This window comes from Halopseudomonas pelagia, from assembly GCF_009497895.1.
GTDB classification, from domain to species: Bacteria; Pseudomonadota; Gammaproteobacteria; order Pseudomonadales; family Pseudomonadaceae; genus Halopseudomonas; species Halopseudomonas pelagia_A.
Genome location: NZ_CP033116.1, coordinates 436,712 through 454,718, shown reverse-complemented (window position 1 = coordinate 454,718; position 18,007 = coordinate 436,712). Strand labels below are relative to the sequence as shown.

Here is an 18,007-nt window from a genome sequence, read left to right as displayed (position 1 = left end):
TCGATTAGTCGTTCGCGCTCGCCAGAGCACTTGCTTTGGCAGCTTGTTTGGAGCGTCTTACCACTTCGCCGGCCAGCGCCAGATAAGCCACAGCACCTCGGGATTGCTTGTCATAGGTCAGCGCCGGCATGCCAAAGCTGGGCGCCTCGGCCAGACGCACATTGCGCGGGATCACGGTCTGGTACAGCTTGTCACCAAAGTGACTGGTCAACTGCGCCGATACATCCAGCGTCAGGCTGTTGCGCGGATCGTACATGGTGCGCAGCAAGCCTTCGATCTGCAACGAGGGATTGAGTACCGAGCTGATGCGCTGGATGGTATTGACCAGCGCCGACAGGCCTTCCAACGCATAGTATTCGCATTGCATGGGGATAATCACCCCATCGGCGGCGACCAATCCATTGACGGTCAACATGTTCAACGAGGGCGGGCAATCGATCAGAATGTAATCGTACTGACTGCGCAGGGTTGTCAGAGCGTAGCGCAGACGGCTTTCCTTCATCTTCACATCGAGCAGTTCGACTTCCGCAGCGGTCAGATCACCGTTGGCCGGCAATATGTCATAACCCCCGTTTTCGGAACGTTGCAGCGCCTGCTTCAACTCACAGCGACCGGTCAGCAACTCGTAAACCGAATTCTCCAGATCGGATTTGTCGATACCGCTACCCATGGTCGCATTGCCCTGGGGATCCAGATCCACCAGCAATACCTTGCGTTTGGTAGCAGCCAGCGAGGCGGCGAGGTTGATGCAGGTGGTGGTCTTGCCGACGCCGCCTTTCTGGTTGGCTATTGCCAATACCTTGCCCACTATGACCTCCTATCCGTTGTCAGCCTGAACCTGCCGTTGCAGTATCAGCAGATGTCGGCTGCCCTGGCAACCGGGTACCGCCAATTGTGCGCTGTCAGTGACCTGGAAGTCGACCGGCAATGCAGCCAACTCCTCCTCCGGATACTGCCCCTTCATTGCCAGCCAACGTGTATCGGTATCGCTCAGATGACGTGTCAGATGGGTAAAATCAGCGAGGGAACTGAAGGCCCGGGAGACAATGCCGTGAAACGGCTGCTCTGCCTGATAGGCTTCCACGCGGTTCTGCACCACGGTCAGATTGGCCAACCCCAACTCCAGTCGGACCTGGGTGAGAAAGCGGGTTTTCTTGCCATTGCTATCGAGCACGGTGAAGCGCGCATCAGGCCGCATGATTGCCAGAATAATCCCCGGCATACCGCCGCCACTGCCCACATCCAACCAGCGTTCGCCTTGCACGTAGGGCAAAATGCTCAGACTGTCGAGCAGATGGCGGCTGACCATTTCATCCGGATCGCGCACCGCGGTCAGGTTGTAAGCCTTGTTCCATTTGTGCAACAGCTCGAGATAGGCCAGCAGCTGCCGAGTTTGTTCCGGGCTCAGCTCGATGCCCAGCGCGGCAGCACCTTGAATAAGTTCAGCAGCATGATCGGCCATCGCGCTCACGCCTCTCTTGCCAGGCTGCTGCCCGCGGCGCTGCGTTTTTTCAGATGGATCAACAGCAGGCTGACCGCCGCCGGCGTTACACCCGGAATGCGCGAGGCCTGACCCAGGGTTTGCGGGCGCACATCCGCGAGCTTGTGCTTGATCTCATTGGACAAGCCATTGAGCGTCAGATAGTCCAGCCCCTCGGGCAGCAACGTCTGTTCGTGCTGCCGCAAACGGTCGATCTCTTCCTGCTGTCGCTCGATATAGCCGGCGTACTTGGTATGGATTTCCACCTGTTCCGCGGCATCCGCAGGAATATCCACCTTGCCAGTCAGTTCGCACAGGGCCGTGTAGTCCACTTCTGGACGACGCAGCAGATCGAGCAAATTATATTCGTGGTTCAGCGGCGTGGCGTAGCGCTCGGCAAAAGCTTTGCCGATCTCACTGTTGGGCTGCACCCAGGTGCTGCTCAGACGCTTGCGCTCGGCGTCGATTGCTTCGCGCTTGGCACTGAAGACCGACCAGCGATGATCATCGACCAGTCCCAGCTCGCGGCCTTTCTCGGTCAAACGCAGATCGGCGTTGTCTTCGCGCAACACCAGGCGATATTCCGCGCGTGAGGTGAACATGCGGTAAGGCTCACGCGTACCCATGGTGATCAGATCATCGACCAGCACGCCGATATAGGCTTCATCACGACGCGGGCACCAGGCTTCCTGGTCCTGCGAGCGTCGCGCAGCGTTCATACCCGCGAGCAGGCCCTGGGCAGCGGCTTCTTCGTAACCGGTAGTGCCGTTGATCTGCCCAGCAAAGAACAAGCCTCCAATCACCTTGGTTTCCAGCGAATATTTCAGATCCTGCGGGTTGAAATAATCGTACTCAATGGCGTAACCGGGACGCAGGATGTGCGCGTTTTCCATGCCCTCGATCGACTGCACAACCTGCAGCTGCACATCAAACGGTAGCGAAGTGGAAATGCCGTTGGGGTAGAGCTCGTGGGTGGTCAAGCCTTCGGGCTCGATAAACACCTGATGCTGATTCTTGTCGGCGAAGCGGTGAATCTTGTCTTCGATCGAAGGACAGTAGCGCGGCCCAACGCCTTCGATCACCCCGGTGTACATCGGCGAACGATCAAGATTGTTGCGGATGATCTCGTGGGTGCGTTCGTTGGTATAGGTAATCCAGCAGTTGACCTGTCTCGGGTGTTCACTGACGTTACCCAGAAACGACATTACCGGCAGAGGTGTATCGCCGGGCTGCACGGTCATCTTGCTGTAATCCACTGTGCGTCCGTCAATGCGCGGCGGCGTACCAGTCTTCAAGCGGTCCACGCGCAGGGGCAACTCACGCAAACGATCAGCCAGGGCAATCGCCGGCGGATCACCAGCACGGCCACCGGAGTAGTTATCCAGACCTATGTGAATCAAGCCGCCGAGGAAGGTACCGGTAGTCAACACCACGTTGTCGGCATGGAAACGCAGACCCATCTGAGTAACAACCCCACATACCTGATCGTTCTCGACAATCAGATCGTCACAGGCCTGCTGGAATATCCACAGATTGGGTTGGTTTTCCAGCATTTCACGAATGGCCGCCTTGTACAGAATACGGTCAGCCTGAGCCCGCGTGGCACGCACAGCCGGGCCTTTGCGGCTGTTGAGTACGCGAAACTGAATACCCGCCAGATCAGTTGCCCTGGCCATGGCTCCACCCAGAGCATCGATTTCCTTGACCAGATGGCTCTTGCCGATACCGCCGATAGCAGGGTTACAGCTCATCTGCCCAAGCGTCTCGACGTTATGGCTCAGCAGCAAGGTCTTCACGCCCATACGAGCAGCAGCCAGTGCGGCTTCGGTGCCAGCATGGCCCCCGCCTACAACGATTACGTCAAAACGACTTGGAAATTGCACGGTAAACCTCGTTGCCAGACAAGGGCTGGCTTCGGGAAAAGGGGCTGATTATAGGCTTGTGTTGAGAAAATTGCAGCCTTGTGCTGGATGTTTTTTGAACAGCCGGTCAGACAGGTTGGGGCACTCTCGACCTACTCAGCTCATTAGTAGAATAAATTAAAAAAAGATTTAAAAAGCTTTATGTAGTTAATGTTAATGAGTAAGCACATTTCTGTGAGTAACTGCTTTAAACCTATATAAATCAATTGATTGGATGGAAAGAAAGGTTGTGGTCAGGCTGGGGTTGAATGGGTCCGTAAGCGGTGTGTTACTTGTGTATAACTTGCATGCTTATCCACAGGGGTTTTTGAGTGCAGGTTGTACACAGACTTTCGACCCAGTCTCAAGGCTAGTTGTGCACAGGGCTCAGTCAGGTAAAACGAGGTTAAATAAGCGTACAGAAGGGAAAAATAAGCGAAAAAAAAGGTCAACGAAGGTGCCATTTCGAGGGGGTGATCAAAATTTCAGTATTAGCGGACTGTTTACTTGCCAATGCAGAAGCTGGAGAAGATCCGGCCAAGCAGATCATCGGCGCTGAATTCGCCGGTAATGCTGCCAAGGGCTTGTTGCGCCATGCGCAGGTCCTCTGCGAGCAACTCCCCTGCCCCCATCAGCGTTAACTGGTCGTGACCATGAGACAGGTGCTCGCTGGCCTGTTCCAATGCCTGCAAATGGCGTCGACGCGCGCTGAACAGGCTTTCCGATGCTTGCTCATAGCCCATGCAGGTTTTCAGGTGCTCACGCAGCAGCTCCACACCCTCGCCAGTACGAGCACAGAGCTGGATGGTCACGCTGCCATCAACCGCCTGTTGCTGGCCTGGCGGCTGACCTATCAGGTCGATCTTGTTGTGAATCAGGGTCACCTTGCTGGGGTCGGGTCGCTGCAGCAGAAATTCTGGCCACAGGTTTTCCGGATGATGCGCCTCGGGCTGCGACGCATCGACCATCAACAGGATCCGGTCGGCCTCGGCGATGGCGGCCATGGCGCGTTCAACACCGATCTTTTCGACCTGGTCTTCAGTATCCCGCAGCCCCGCAGTGTCGATGATATGCAGCGGCATGCTGTCAATGTGAATATGTTCGCGCAGGATATCCCGGGTGGTGCCGGCGATATCGGTGACGATGGCGCTGTCCTTGCCCGCCAAGGCATTAAGCAGGCTGGATTTGCCCGCATTGGGCCGGCCGGCGATGACCACGGTCATTCCGTCGCGTAACAACGCGCCCTGCCCGGCTTCCCGCTGCACCTGCCGGAGTTGCTCACGGACTGTCTGAAGCTGGGCCAACACGTGACCATCAGCGAGAAAATCAATTTCTTCTTCCGGGAAATCAATGGCCGCTTCCACATAGATACGTAGCGCAATAAGCGCCTCAGTCAGCGCATTGACCCGCGTGGAAAACGCGCCCTGCAATGAGTGCAACGCGTTGCGCGCTGCCTGCTCCGAACTGGCCTCGATCAGGTCGGCAATCGCCTCGGCCTGGGCCAGGTCGAGTTTGTCATTCAGAAACGCCCGTTCACTGAATTCACCAGGGTTGGCCAAGCGCGCGCCGGCGTGCAGACAGGCTTTGAGCAGCAGATCCAATACTACCGGCCCACCGTGCCCTTGCAGCTCCAGTACATCTTCGCCGGTGAAGGAATGCGGCCCGGGAAAGTACAGCGTCAGGCCTTGATCCAGCGCCACTTCCTGCTGCCAGAAGGTACCGTAATGGGCATGCCGTGGTGTGGGCTGAATACGCGTTATCTGTTCGGCAATAGCCAGTGCGGCCGGTCCGGATACGCGGATAATCCCTACCCCACCCTGACCTGGCGGTGTGGCGATGGCGGCAATGGTATCGGCGTGATAGCTGGGCATGGTCATTCTCTGGTTACGCGTGTCGGGATGCTGATGTAACGCTAGTGGAAAGACAGATAGCAAAACGCCCCGATATCGGGGCGCGTGCTTAGCTCTGCGGACGGCGGGATTACTCGCCTTTTGCTGCAGCGCCTTTTTCGATCTGACGGGTAATGTACCACTGTTGTGCGATCGACAGCATGTTGTTGACCACCCAGTACAGCACCAGACCTGCCGGGAACCAGAGGAAGAAGAAGGTAAAGACGATCGGCAGCATCTTCATTACCTTGGCCTGCATCGGATCCGGTGGTGCCGGGTTCAGCTGCTGCTGGATGAACATGGTGGCGCCCATCAGGATCGGCAAAATGAAATAGGGATCCTTGAGCGACAGGTCGGTGATCCAGCCAAGCCACGGCGCCTGACGCATCTCGACGCTTTCCATCAGTGTCCAGTACAGGGCAATAAACACCGGCATCTGCACCAGGATAGGCAGACAACCGCCCAATGGATTGATCTTCTCTTTCTTGTACAGCTCCATCATGCCTTGGGACATTTTCTGGCGGTCGTCACCATGCTGTTCACGCAGCGCCTGCAGCTTGGGTGCAACGCGGCGCATGTTGGCCATGGAACGGTAGCTGGTAGCCGAGAGCGGGAAGAACACCAGCTTGATCAGTACGGTGAGCAGGATGATGCTCCAGCCCCAGTTACCGACAAAGCTGTGAATCAGGCTCAGCACCCAGAACAATGGCTGGGCAATCCACCAGAGGAAGCCGTAGTCGACCGTCAACTCCAGGCCAGGGGAGATTTCTTCCAGCCGGTCCTGAATTTTCGGACCGGCATAAAAGTCAGCGCTGATGCTGGCCTGCTGGCCGGGTTCGACGATGGTGGCGGGGCTGGTGAAGCCAACGATGTAGTTGCCTGCACTGTCCTTGCGCGTTTGATAAACATGCTGCTGATCGGCAGGCGGAATCCAGGCGCTAACGAAATAATGCTGCAGCCAGGCAACCCAACCCCCGCTGACAGTTTCTTTCAGGCGAGTATCGTCCATGTCAGACAGGGTAACTTTGGTGTAGGACGCGTCTGAACTCCAGTAGGCAGCACCCAGGTAAGTCGCCATACCGGTAGCACTGGAACTGGAAGGATCGGCGCCGTCATCACGCTTGATCTGGCCGAACAGATTACCGGTCCAGACTTCGTCACTCTGGTTGTCCACCAGGTAATCGACGTCTATCAGGTACTTGCCACGGGTGAAGGTAAAGCGCTTGATATAGCTGACATCGTTTTCTTCAAAACGCAGGTCTACTACCAACTGCTCATCATCGCCCAGGCTGTAGCTCTGGCTTTCAGCACTGTACAACGGGCGACCGGCAGAGCGGGCATCCGGTCCGTTCTTACCGGTAAGTCCACTTTGCGCTACGTAGGTCATAGCGTTGGAGTTTTCCAGAATCGGGAAAGGCAGATCTGGACGATCCTTGCGCACCGGATACTGGGGTAGCGACAAGGTCACCAGATCACCACCACGGGGATCAATTTCCGCACGCAGTGTATCGGTCTCGATCCTGATCAGATTACCGCTGGTATCGGCTGGCGTTGCCGCGGTTTGCGGCACTTCTGCGTCACCACCGGGCTCTACTGCAGGTGGAACATCACTGGTAGCGGCGCTGCTGTTACCGGTCTCGCCGGCATTCTGCGATTCGGGTAATGACGGGACTTCATCATTTCCAGACTGGCTGGATTCCGTGGCAACCGGCGGCAATTCATCGCCCTGGCCATAATCAGCATTCCACTGCAAAACCATGAGATAGGTAATCACGAGCAAAGCAGCTATGAGGATATTTCGTTGCATGTTCATGGTTTATTGGTCATCTGAGAAGAAGGTGTGGCAGAAGCAGGCGGTACCGGATCGTATCCACCGGGATTCCAGGGATGGCAACGGCTCAAACGCTTAGCACCCAGCAGACTGCCCTGGATAAAACCATGTTGTTCAATGGCTTCTTGGGCATAGCAGGAACAGGACGGGTAGAAACGGCAATGACTGGCCATCAGCGGGCTGATAGCGTAGCGATATACCTTGATCACTCCGAGCGCGAGGTTACGCATTGGATGACGGGGGTCCGGAATGGCGTGAACGTGGCGGCTTGTCCGTTGACCGGGATAGCCTGCGCCACATGCCTTTGAACAGCTCATGTAACGCAGCATTATCCAGTTCACCCAGGCCCTTGCGAGCTAGGACGACAATGTCCAGATTGCCCAGTTCCGGCTTGTTCAGCCGGAATGAGTCTCGAGCTATACGTTTGATCCGATTGCGATCAACGGCTCGTCGGACACTTTTTTTGGCAATTACCAGGCCCAGTCTTGGCTGGTCCGTGGTATTTGCCTTGGCCAACAGCAAGACATAAGGCCCGGAAGCCTTGCGGGTGGCACCATCGAATACGTTCTTGAACTGACTTGGCGTTAACAGCCTGCACTCAGGACCGAATCCGAAATCCACCTGCAAAACCGGGTCTTAAGCTGACAGACGCTTGCGGCCTTTGGCGCGACGGCGTGCCAGTACGTTACGACCGTTAGCAGTAGCCATGCGAGCGCGGAAACCGTGGTTACGCTTACGCTTCAAAACGCTGGGTTGAAATGTTCTTTTCATCTTGAGTTACCTGATTAATTCGCGTCAGAGCCAGTGAGCCCTTTCAAGGGACCGGCAATTCTAGAGAATAACCCTGTGCAGGTCAATTCGATTTACGCCCTGAAGACTATTAAAAACAATATAAAATCAATTCTTTAAAGAGATTAATGAAGTTAATACTAATGGTTAAACGATTTACTGTGGATATCTGCAAAAACCACTTAGAAATCAGTTTGTTCCGTAGCGCAAAAAGGTGTGTGCAAGCGGTTGGTGGATGGGGCGATCTCCTGTGCCCAGCCTGTGGATAGAAAGGCGTCTTATCCACAGGCTGTTTTATCCACCGTATTCGGGGGCGCTTACACACAATCTCTAAGCTGGCTTATGCACAATGCTCAAGGCCGCGCCATGCAAGGGATTTGCCATGCGGGTCAATCCGTTCTGACTAAAGTAGCGGGTGTGATAGTGCTCTTTGAGCTACCAAGAGTGTGGATAAGTAGGCCCCGAAAGCGCTAGAATAGCCGCTGAAAATACGCCTTCAAATCGCCAGTAAACGGGTTTGATTTGTCCAACAATAAAGCCGTATGCGGCTGATGTTCCGGGGGATATTTGTGTCGGTTGTACTCTGGCAGCAATGCATCGATTTTTTGCGTGATGAGCTTCCATCCCAAGAGTTCAATACCTGGATCAGGCCTCTGCAGGTTGATGGCGATCAGACTGAGCTGCGCCTTTACGCGCCGAACCGCTTTGTCCTTGACTGGGTAAACGACAAATACCTCAATCGGGTTCAGGAGCTGCTTGACGACCTCTCCCAGGGCCAGGCGCCTTTGGTGTCTTTGCTTATAGGTAGTCGCCGGGTGGCGTCGACCGTGCGAGCGCAAGCGGGAGCTCCGGCTCCAGTGCAATCCGTTGCGGCGTCCGCGGATACCGTGCAAACCGCCAGTGCTCCGGTGACACCACGTACCCAGGTTATTGCCCAGGGTTTTCAACCAGAGCAATCCCAGGGTGTACGTATAGATGAAGAAGATCCGCGCCCGCCGCAGCGCGCTGATCAGGCCGGACCCAGTTCACCAGTCATCAAGCACACCAGCTACCTGAACCGCAGCTTTACCTTTGAAAACTTCGTTGAAGGTAAATCCAACCAGCTGGCTCGCGCTGCCGCTTGGCAAGTCGCCGACAACCCCAAGCATGGATACAACCCGCTGTTCCTGTATGGCGGCGTAGGCCTGGGTAAGACCCACTTGATGCATGCGGTGGGTAACCATCTATTGAAGAAGAATCCCGCAGCCAAGATTGTGTACCTGCACTCTGAGCGTTTTGTCGCCGACATGGTCAAGGCCTTGCAGATGAACGCGATTAACGATTTCAAACGTTACTATCGTTCTGTGGATGCATTGCTGATCGATGACATTCAGTTCTTTGCCAAGAAAGAACGCTCCCAGGAAGAGTTCTTCCACACCTTCAATGCGCTACTTGAAGGTGGCCAGCAGGTCATCCTCACCAGTGACCGCTACCCCAAGGAAATTGATGGGTTGGAAGAGCGGCTTAAATCTCGGTTTGGGTGGGGGCTTACGGTGGCAGTTGAACCGCCGGAGCTGGAAACCCGTGTAGCGATCCTGATGAAGAAAGCCGAGCAGTCGCGGGTCGATCTGCCGCATGACGCTGCTTTCTTTATCGCTCAGCGTATTCGCTCGAATGTGCGTGAACTGGAAGGTGCGCTCAAGCGAGTGATTGCCAGCGCGCATTTTATGGGCCGCGATATCACCATCGAGTTGATTCGCGAATCGCTCAAGGATTTGCTCGCACTGCAGGATAAGCTGGTGAGCATCGATAATATCCAGCGCACTGTTGCCGAGTACTACAAGATCAAGGTATCGGACGTATTATCCAAGCGTCGCTCGCGTTCGGTAGCAAGACCTCGGCAAGTAGCCATGGCCCTGTCCAAGGAATTGACCAATCACAGTTTGCCCGAAATTGGTGATGCGTTTGGCGGCCGGGATCACACTACGGTTTTGCACGCCACACGGAAAATTGCCGAGTTACGTGAAATGGATGCGGATATCCGCGAAGATTACAAAAACCTGCTGAGGACACTGACCACCTGATGTTCGGGTGCGGTGTTCAGCACAAGATAACCTGCACGAGGTCGAAGGAAGACAATGCAATTTACCATTCAGCGTGAAGCCCTGTTGAAACCCCTGCAACTGGTTGCCGGGGTAGTAGAACGTCGGCAGACATTGCCTGTGCTGTCCAATGTGCTGTTGGTAGTGGATGGTAGTACGTTGTCGATGACTGGTACCGACCTGGAGGTCGAGCTGGTCGGACGTATCAATCTGGAAGAGCCGGCAGAAGCGGGTGAGATTACCGTGCCGGCGCGCAAGCTGATGGATATCTGCAAGTCGCTTCCGGATGACGTTGCACTGAGTTTCAAGGTTGAAGACAACAAGGCGATCATCAAGGCTGGCCGCAGCCGGTTTACCCTGGCTACCCTGCCCGCCTCCGACTTCCCCAATGTCGAAGACGGTCCTGGCTCACTCAGCTTTGCGATCAATCAGAATAAATTGCGCCGCCTTATCGAGCGTACCAGTTTTGCCATGGCGCAGCAGGACGTTCGCTATTATCTGAATGGCATGCTGCTGGAGATCAATAAAGGTCAACTGCGTGCAGTGGCTACTGACGGGCACCGCATGGCGATGTGTACTCAGGATGCGAATATCGATTATCAGGAACGCTATCAGTTGATCGTGCCGCGCAAGGGTATTCTTGAATTGGCGCGGCTGTTGGGTGAAGCGGACGACCTGGTGAATATCGTCCTCGGCACTCATCACATCCGCGCAACCACAGGCGATTTCACTTTCACCTCCAAACTGGTTGACGGTAAGTTTCCGGATTACGAGCGCGTGTTGCCACGCGGTGGCGACAAGATTGTAATTGCCGAGCGACAAGTGCTTCGCAACGCATTCAGCCGTACCGCGATTCTATCCAACGAAAAATACCGTGGTATTCGCTTGATGCTCAGCGATGCGTTGCTGAAAATTCAGGCCAACAACCCTGAGCAGGAAGAAGCCGAAGAAGATATCGCTGTCGAGTATGAGGGCAGTGCGCTGGAGATCGGTTTTAACGTCAGCTATCTGCTGGATGTGATGAACGTGCTTGGCAGCGAACAGGTGAAGATGATCCTGTCCGATGCCAACAGCAGCGCCCTGGTGCAGGAAGCCGAATCCGATGACAGTGTTTACGTCGTCATGCCGATGCGTCTTTAAGCCCGTTTAATGCCCCTCAAAAAGCTATCTGTCACCGCGGTGCGTAATCTGCACCCGGTGACAATCTCCCCATCCCCCCGCATTAATCTGATCTACGGCGACAATGGCAGCGGCAAGACCAGCCTGCTCGAAGCCATTCATATCCTGGGCCTCGCCCGTTCGTTCCGCAGCACACGCTTGCAACCGGTTATCCAGCACGAACATCAAGCTTGCACAGTCTTCGCTGAAGTGGCGTTGGCCAGCGGCGTGACTACATCGATGGGTATAACCCGAAGCAAGCAAGCGGACTATCAAATTCGCATCGACGGTCAGACTATCCGGAGTACCGCGCAACTGGCGGACACGTTGCCACTTCAACTAATCAATCCAGATAGTTTTCGTTTGCTTGAAGGTGCTCCCAAGCAGCGTAGACAGTATCTTGATTGGGGTGTGTTCCACGTGGAACATCAGTTTCTCAGCACGTGGCAGCGGGTGCAAAAAAGCCTCAAGCAACGGAATTCATTGCTGCGACGTGGTAGAATCGAACGTTCTCTGCTGACGCCGTGGGAATTGGAGTTCTGCGAAGCCAGTGAGCGTATGGACGCCTTCCGGCAGGCCTATTTACTAAAGCTCAAGCCCGCATTTGAATCGGTGCTTGGCCAGTTGATAGAGCTGGATGATCTGACGCTCAGCTACTTCCGTGGCTGGGATAAAGAACGCAGCTTGCAGCAGGTGCTTGATTCTCAGTTTGAGCGCGACTGCCAGTTAGGTCATACCCAAGCTGGACCACAGCGAGCAGATTTGCGCTTGCGCATAAAAAGCATGAACGCTGCCGAGGTGTTATCTCGAGGGCAGCAGAAATTGGTTGTTTGTGCCCTGAAGATTGCTCAGGGACACCTATTAAAGGAGCGTGGCCGTCAGCAGGATTGTATTTTTCTGGTTGATGACCTGCCCTCCGAGTTGGATGAACAACACCGTAATGCCCTGTGCAGGCTTCTAGAAGCGCTCAATTGCCAGGTATTTATTACCGGTGTAGAAGCAGAACAGCTAGCGAACAGCTGGCAGACAGATACATCCTTGTCGATGTTCCACGTGGAACATGGGCACATTGTGCAGACCGACCGTCGTCTGGAGTGATTAAAAAATGACCGAAAATAGAGCCTACGATTCATCCAGTATCAAGGTACTTAAAGGCCTTGATGCCGTGCGGAAACGCCCCGGCATGTACATCGGTGATACGGATGACGGTACCGGGCTGCACCATATGGTGTTTGAGGTAGTAGACAACTCGATCGACGAGGCGCTGGCGGGTCACTGTAGTGACATCACCATTACCATGCATACGGATGAATCCATCACCGTAAGGGATAACGGCCGCGGCATCCCCGTGGATATGCACGAAGAGGGTGTTTCTGCCGCAGAGGTCATCATGACCGTGTTGCACGCCGGTGGTAAGTTCGATGACAACAGTTACAAGGTTTCAGGCGGCTTGCACGGGGTCGGGGTATCGGTAGTCAACGCTCTCTCCGAAGAGCTCATACTGACCATTCGCCGCGCCGGCAAGGTGTGGGAGCAGACCTACAGCCACGGCGTGCCTCAGGAGCCTCTGAGAGAGGTCGGCGATACCGATACCACCGGTACGCAGATCCACTTCAAGCCGTCGGCAGAGACCTTTACCAGCATCAGCTTCAGCTGGGATATTCTAGCCAAACGACTGCGCGAACTCTCCTTCCTCAACTCCGGTGTGGGCATCCATCTCTCCGACGAGCGCTCCGGCAAGAAGGAACTGTTCAAGTACGAAGGCGGGCTGCGCGCCTTTGTTGATTATCTCAACATCAACAAGTCGACTATCAACTCTGTATTCCATTTCGATCTGCAGCGCGATGACGGTATTGCCGTTGAAGTGGCAATGCAGTGGAACGACAGCTTTAACGAAAGCATTCTGTGCTTCACCAACAACATTCCACAGCGCGATGGCGGTGCTCACCTTGCCGGTTTCCGCAGTGCCCTCACCCGTACACTGAACAGCTATATTGAGCAGGAAGGTCTGCTGAAAAAGCTCAAGGTCAGCACATCGGGTGATGATGCGCGGGAAGGGTTGACCGCGATCATCTCGGTGAAAGTGCCAGATCCCAAGTTCTCTTCGCAAACCAAGGACAAGCTGGTTTCCTCCGAAGTGAAGACGGCGGTCGAGCAGGAAATGAACAAGTTTTTCTCCGACTACTTGCTGGAGAAGCCGGGCGAAGCCAAAGCCGTCGTCGGCAAGATGATTGATGCGGCGCGTGCGCGTGAAGCAGCGCGCAAGGCTCGTGAAATGACGCGCCGTAAAGGCGCACTGGATATCGCTGGTTTGCCCGGCAAGCTGGCTGACTGCCAGGAAAAGGATCCGGCGCTGTCTGAACTGTACATAGTGGAGGGTGACTCTGCGGGTGGCTCGGCGAAACAGGGCCGTAACCGCAAGACCCAGGCAATTCTGCCGTTGAAGGGCAAGATCCTCAACGTGGAAAAAGCCCGCTTTGACAAGATGCTCTCCTCCGCCGAAGTGGGCACCCTGATTACTGCGCTGGGTTGTGGTATTGGCCGCGACGAGTTCAACGTCGACAAGTTGCGTTACCACAACATCATCATCATGACCGATGCTGACGTCGACGGCTCGCACATCCGGACTCTGTTGCTGACCTTCTTCTTCCGGCAGATGCCGTTGCTGATCGAACGCGGCTATATCTACATCGCTCAGCCACCGCTGTACAAGATCAAGAAAGGCAAGCAGGAACAGTATCTGAAAGATGACGAAGCACTTGAGGAATACCTGACGCAATCGGCGCTGGAAGACTCTTATCTGTTTGTAAACGAAGATGCACCCGGTATTACCGGTGAAGGTCTTGAGCGTATCGTTCAAGAGTTCCGCTCGGTAATGAAGACGCTGAAACGCCTGGCGCGCCTGTACCCACTGGAACTGATGGAACACTTTATCTATCTGCCGCGTTTGACTCTGGATAACCTGGCCGATAAAGCCTTTATGCAGAGCTGGGTAGCGCAGTTCGAAACCATGGTGAAAACCGGCGAGAAATCCGGCCAGCAATACGCTGTGAGCCTGCGAGAGGATAAAGAGCGCCACCTGTGGCTGCCTGAGGTCGAATCGATCTCTCACGGCCTCTCAAGCTACTGCACTTTCAACCGCGATCTGTTCGCCAGTAACGATTACCGTACTATGGCGGAGCTGGGCGAGAAGTTGCAGAGTCTGTTAGAAGAAGGCGCGTATATGCAGCGCGGCGAGAAGAAAAAGCCAATTACCCATTTCAAGGAAGGTCTGGAGTGGATGATGAGCGAAACCGCCCGCCGGCATACCATTCAGCGCTACAAAGGGCTGGGTGAGATGAACCCTGATCAGCTGTGGGAAACCACCATGGATCCGGAAAGCCGGCGCATGCTCCGCGTCAATATCGAAGACGCCATCGCTGCGGATCAGATATTCAATACGCTGATGGGTGACCACGTAGAACCGCGTCGTGAATTTATCGAAACCAATGCCCTGGCGGTGTCTAACCTCGACGTGTGATTAGCCCCCGGGCGCTTGGGTGCGCCGGTGTTGCTGGCGTCTTCAGGGTAGAGGAAGTGGTAAAGGCGCGTTCAACGCGCCTTTTCTTTATGCCCCATTCAAGTAACCGGAGCTGGTGGCGCAGGCCGGTGGGAGTCGAGCGATGAGCAAAGGGCCTGATAAGCAAGATTGGTTTGCCGCTGGGCTGAAGGAGCGGTTGCCCAAGGAAATGCGCGATGCTTTCACCCCCGAACAGGTGCAAGCACTGAAGATTGCCTTCGGCGCCCGCCGCTGGGGGCGGCATCCGGTAGATCTGCGCGGCACTGTGAATTTATGGCGCTCGCGTTATTACTTTGTATTCCTGCTGGGCCGCAACCATCGAGATCTCTCACGTGCCGAAGAGTCGCTGTCTCGAGCCGGCAAGGCTTTGATACTTTTCGGGTTTTTAGTTTTTTCGATGCTGGTTGGCGTTGTTGCTTTGTATATCTTGAAATCGGCTTTAGGCATTAATCTTTTCCCCAGTTTTTCCCTGGGTTTATGGGACTGGATGAAGGGTAGCTGACACCTCCAGCACTTCCGCCTTATATAGAGCAGTACAACATGAATAAGACAGCCTCGGTCATCGGTCAACTCGAAACGCTTTCAGAGCAATTGGAAGCACTGGCACCTTGCCCCTTCTCGCGCTCGATCTTTATCGGCTGGTTACTCCAGCGGCTCCAATCGCTTCAAGGCGCAGGGCTATCCGGGAAAGAGCTCAAAGCTCAGCTGGAAGCAAGCTATCTGGCCTGGGTTGAATCTGCCTGAAACGACCTTGTTAGCGTCAGCCTCAGGAGCTTCTAGCTATTTGAAATCGTCGGTCAGGTCAGAATCGAAGGAACTGGCAGCTTTTTCAGCTGGTCGTGGTGCTGCAACTGGTGCAGGCGCTGCAGCGGAGGACGACCCGGACGACGCTTCCATTTTTGCCCGGAGCATCAAATCGTTGCGCGAGTCAGCCAAACGCAAGGCTTCCTTGAGCGTAATGGCTTTTTCGCTTAGCAACTGAAACAGATGCTGGTCGAAAGTCTGCAGCGTGTTGTCATCGGTAGCGCGAGTCATAGCCGCACGGATATCCTGGGTTTCGTCCCGGGCAATCAGGTTGACGATATAGGGCGTACGTACCATCACCTCGACGACCGGCAGCCGGGGTTTGTTGATACCCGTAGCTAAGCGTTGGCCAATGATGGCCGCCAGGTTGGCGGCGATATCGCCTAGCACCTGACTCCTGGAGTCCTCCGGAAACATATTGGCCATCCGGTCAACGGCTTGCACGGTGTTGGTTGCGTGCATGGTTGCCAGTACGAGGTGCCCGGTTTCGCTGTAATGCAGCGCATGTTGCATGGTGGCGCGGTCACGTATTTCACCGATCATGATCACGTTTGGCGCTTCGCGCAGCACGTTGTGCAACGCATCGGCAAAGCTATGGGTATCCAGACCGACTTCCCGTTGATCGATGATGGATTCCTTGTGCTGGTGCAGGAATTCGATCGGATCTTCAATACAGACAATATGCCCGGCGCGGTTGCTGTTGCGATAGTCGAGCATGGACGCCAAGGTGGTGGACTTGCCTGATCCGGTCGATCCGGTGACCAGGATCAAGCCGCGGTCGAGCATCACCAGCTTGCCGAGCACAGGCGGTAAGCCCAGGTCACTGAAGCTGGGAATCTGGTGATTGATATAGCGGATAACCATGGCCACTTCGCCGCGCTGCACATAGACGTTGGCGCGAAACCGCCCTACGCCCTGCAACCCGACAGCGAGGTTCATTTCCAGATCGCGCTCAAATTCGCCGATCTGTTTTTCGCTCATCAAGGCATAAGCCATTGTTTTTACAGAGCCTTTCGCCATTGGCTCGTCACCCAGCTTGACGAATGCGCCCTCGCGCTTGATGGTCGCCGGCGCACCTACGCTGAGAAACAGATCCGAACCCTTGAGTTCGGCCAGACGCCGCAAGTACTCGTTGACCTCCATACGGCACAGCTCCCTATCGATGCAAAAGACTCAGGCGTGACCTTTCGGCCATTCCCCGCGCTGGGACGCCAGGGCCTGATTGATCCAGGCTTCAGTCTGTTTGTTGATTTCCACAATAGCACGCGGATCACTGCCTTTGGGGTACAGCGCCGGGCCGATCATGACCTTGATGGTGCCCGGGCGCTTGCCCCAGCCTACCTTGGGCCAGAACTCGCCAGCATTGTGCGCCACAGGCACTACCGGCGCGTTGTTGGCACAGGCCAGAGCCGCCCCACCCCGGGAAAATTTGATGGTGGTCCCCGGCAGCATCCGCGTGCCCTCCGGGAACACCAGAATCCAGAAGCCGTCAGCCAGGCGTCTGCCGCCTATCAGACTCAACTGCTTGAGTGAATCACGGCCATTCTTGCGGTCAATCGCAATCGGTTTAGCCAACGCAAAAGCCCAGCCGAAGAAGGGGACATAGAGCAGCTCCTTCTTGATCAATTGCGTCTGCGGCTGAAACACCTGTTGCAGGAAAAAGGTTTCCCAGGTGCTCTGGTGGTTAGCCAGAACAACGCCAGGCTGGTCAGGAATATTCTCCCGGCCAGTCACTTCATAGTTGAGGCCCACCAGGTGCTTGGCCAGCCATATGGCCATGCGGCTCCACCAACTGATAATCAATTTCGAGCGCAGCTTGGCAGAGGGTATGAAGGGCGTGATGATCAGCATCAGCAGGCCCCAGAGACCCGCGCTGGCGGCCAGCAGCAGATAGAACAGAATGACGCGCAGGGGCATCAGCACAGACATGGTTCAGTTTCCAGAAGGTAATCGACCACAGCGGCCAGGTTGTCAAAAATCAGCGTGCCCTCAGGTAACGCTTTTTGTTCGGTCAAGACGCCCTTGCCGGTGCGAACCAGAAAAGGTCTGCATCCGACGGCCACGCCGGCTTGCAGGTCACGCAGGCTGTCGCCGACGGTAGGTACTTGCTGCAAGGATAGATCAAAGTGCTCGGCTATCTGTCTGAACAAGCCTGACGCCGGCTTGCGGCAATCACAACCTGCGTCCGGTGTGTGCGGGCAATAGCGAATCAGATCCACCTTGCCGCCCTGCTCTGCGACCAGCTCGATCATGTGTTGATGCATCACCTGCAAGGTGCCCTCGCTGAAATAGCCACGCCCCAGTCCGGATTGATTGGTGGCAACTGCGACAGTCCAACCAGCCTTGCTGAGACGGGCAATGGCGTCGATCGAACCGGGCAGCGGCACCCATTCGTCCAGGCTTTTGACGAAGGCGTCCGAGTCTTGGTTGATAACACCATCGCGATCAAGAATGATCAGTTTCATATAACCCCGGCTGCAAGCGCCAAACCGGGCTATGCAGCCGGTTTGGCGTT

17 protein-coding genes are annotated in these 18,007 nt (G+C 55.4%); 6 read left to right on the top strand and 11 right to left on the bottom strand.

Features of this window, described 5'->3' with window-relative positions; translation table 11 throughout:
• Positions 1-4: 4 nt before the first annotated feature.
• From EAO82_RS02095 to rpmH, 8 genes are all read right to left on the bottom strand, one after another.
• On the bottom strand, positions 5-808 hold the full coding sequence (locus EAO82_RS02095) for a ParA family protein (RefSeq protein WP_096345523.1): 804 nt from the start codon (positions 806-808) through the stop codon (positions 5-7).
• A gap of 9 nt (positions 809-817) precedes the next feature.
• Complete coding sequence (gene rsmG / locus EAO82_RS02090; RefSeq protein WP_096345522.1) at positions 818-1,462, bottom strand: 16S rRNA (guanine(527)-N(7))-methyltransferase RsmG; 645 nt, start codon at positions 1,460-1,462, stop codon at positions 818-820.
• A gap of 5 nt (positions 1,463-1,467) precedes the next feature.
• Positions 1,468-3,363 carry a tRNA uridine-5-carboxymethylaminomethyl(34) synthesis enzyme MnmG gene (gene mnmG / locus EAO82_RS02085; protein ID WP_096345521.1) on the bottom strand — a complete coding sequence of 632 codons (1,896 nt, stop codon included), beginning with the start codon at positions 3,361-3,363 and terminating at the stop codon, positions 1,468-1,470.
• A gap of 521 nt (positions 3,364-3,884) precedes the next feature.
• Positions 3,885-5,252, bottom strand: coding sequence for a tRNA uridine-5-carboxymethylaminomethyl(34) synthesis GTPase MnmE (gene mnmE, locus EAO82_RS02080; protein ID WP_410402922.1), 1,368 nt, complete (start codon positions 5,250-5,252; stop codon positions 3,885-3,887).
• A gap of 109 nt (positions 5,253-5,361) precedes the next feature.
• Positions 5,362-7,083: a membrane protein insertase YidC gene (gene yidC / locus EAO82_RS02075; protein ID WP_096345519.1), complete on the bottom strand. Its 1,722-nt coding sequence runs from the start codon at positions 7,081-7,083 to the stop codon at positions 5,362-5,364.
• Positions 7,080-7,331 carry a membrane protein insertion efficiency factor YidD gene (gene yidD / locus EAO82_RS02070; RefSeq protein ID WP_218574510.1) on the bottom strand — a complete coding sequence of 84 codons (252 nt, stop codon included), beginning with the start codon at positions 7,329-7,331 and terminating at the stop codon, positions 7,080-7,082. Before yidD ends, yidC begins: the two co-directional genes overlap by 4 nt.
• Complete coding sequence (gene rnpA / locus EAO82_RS02065; RefSeq protein WP_096345641.1) at positions 7,324-7,722, bottom strand: ribonuclease P protein component; 399 nt, start codon at positions 7,720-7,722, stop codon at positions 7,324-7,326. The genes yidD and rnpA overlap by 8 nt, the downstream gene beginning before the upstream one ends.
• 15 nt (positions 7,723-7,737) lie before the next feature.
• Positions 7,738-7,872 carry a 50S ribosomal protein L34 gene (gene rpmH, locus EAO82_RS02060; RefSeq protein ID WP_084671860.1) on the bottom strand — a complete coding sequence of 45 codons (135 nt, stop codon included), beginning with the start codon at positions 7,870-7,872 and terminating at the stop codon, positions 7,738-7,740.
• Positions 7,873-8,441: 569 nt separating this feature from the next.
• Here rpmH and dnaA point away from each other — a divergent pair.
• The 6 genes from dnaA (at position 8,442) to EAO82_RS02030 (ending at position 15,432) form a co-directional block, all read left to right on the top strand.
• Positions 8,442-9,953: a chromosomal replication initiator protein DnaA gene (gene dnaA, locus EAO82_RS02055; RefSeq protein WP_410402921.1), complete on the top strand. Its 1,512-nt coding sequence runs from the start codon at positions 8,442-8,444 to the stop codon at positions 9,951-9,953.
• A 54-nt stretch (positions 9,954-10,007) separates the two neighbouring features.
• Positions 10,008-11,111 carry a DNA polymerase III subunit beta gene (dnaN, locus tag EAO82_RS02050; protein ID WP_096345517.1) on the top strand — a complete coding sequence of 368 codons (1,104 nt, stop codon included), beginning with the start codon at positions 10,008-10,010 and terminating at the stop codon, positions 11,109-11,111.
• A 9-nt stretch (positions 11,112-11,120) separates the two neighbouring features.
• A complete protein-coding gene (gene recF / locus EAO82_RS02045; protein WP_096345516.1) occupies positions 11,121-12,227 on the top strand; it encodes a DNA replication/repair protein RecF in 1,107 nt (368 codons plus the stop codon).
• A 7-nt stretch (positions 12,228-12,234) separates the two neighbouring features.
• Positions 12,235-14,649 carry a DNA topoisomerase (ATP-hydrolyzing) subunit B gene (gene gyrB, locus EAO82_RS02040; protein WP_096345515.1) on the top strand — a complete coding sequence of 805 codons (2,415 nt, stop codon included), beginning with the start codon at positions 12,235-12,237 and terminating at the stop codon, positions 14,647-14,649.
• A gap of 142 nt (positions 14,650-14,791) precedes the next feature.
• Positions 14,792-15,190 (top strand): 3-phosphoshikimate 1-carboxyvinyltransferase, encoded by a 399-nt coding sequence (locus EAO82_RS02035; protein WP_096345514.1) that lies wholly within the window; start codon positions 14,792-14,794, stop codon positions 15,188-15,190.
• Between the two features lie 38 nt (positions 15,191-15,228).
• Positions 15,229-15,432, top strand: a complete 204-nt coding sequence (locus tag EAO82_RS02030; RefSeq protein ID WP_096345513.1) for a hypothetical protein — start codon at positions 15,229-15,231, stop codon at positions 15,430-15,432.
• 36 nt (positions 15,433-15,468) lie between these two features.
• On the opposite strand, the gene EAO82_RS02025 is transcribed toward EAO82_RS02030, so the two are convergent.
• Genes EAO82_RS02025 through gmhB form a run of 3 tightly spaced genes read right to left on the bottom strand, consistent with a single transcriptional unit; the run spans position 15,469 to position 17,957 of the window.
• On the bottom strand, positions 15,469-16,635 hold the full coding sequence (locus EAO82_RS02025) for a PilT/PilU family type 4a pilus ATPase (protein ID WP_096345512.1): 1,167 nt from the start codon (positions 16,633-16,635) through the stop codon (positions 15,469-15,471).
• 30 nt (positions 16,636-16,665) lie between these two features.
• Complete coding sequence (locus tag EAO82_RS02020; protein WP_096345511.1) at positions 16,666-17,421, bottom strand: lysophospholipid acyltransferase family protein; 756 nt, start codon at positions 17,419-17,421, stop codon at positions 16,666-16,668.
• Positions 17,409-17,957, bottom strand: coding sequence for a D-glycero-beta-D-manno-heptose 1,7-bisphosphate 7-phosphatase (gene gmhB / locus EAO82_RS02015; protein WP_096345510.1), 549 nt, complete (start codon positions 17,955-17,957; stop codon positions 17,409-17,411). The genes EAO82_RS02020 and gmhB overlap by 13 nt, the downstream gene beginning before the upstream one ends.
• Positions 17,958-18,007: the final 50 nt, after the last annotated feature.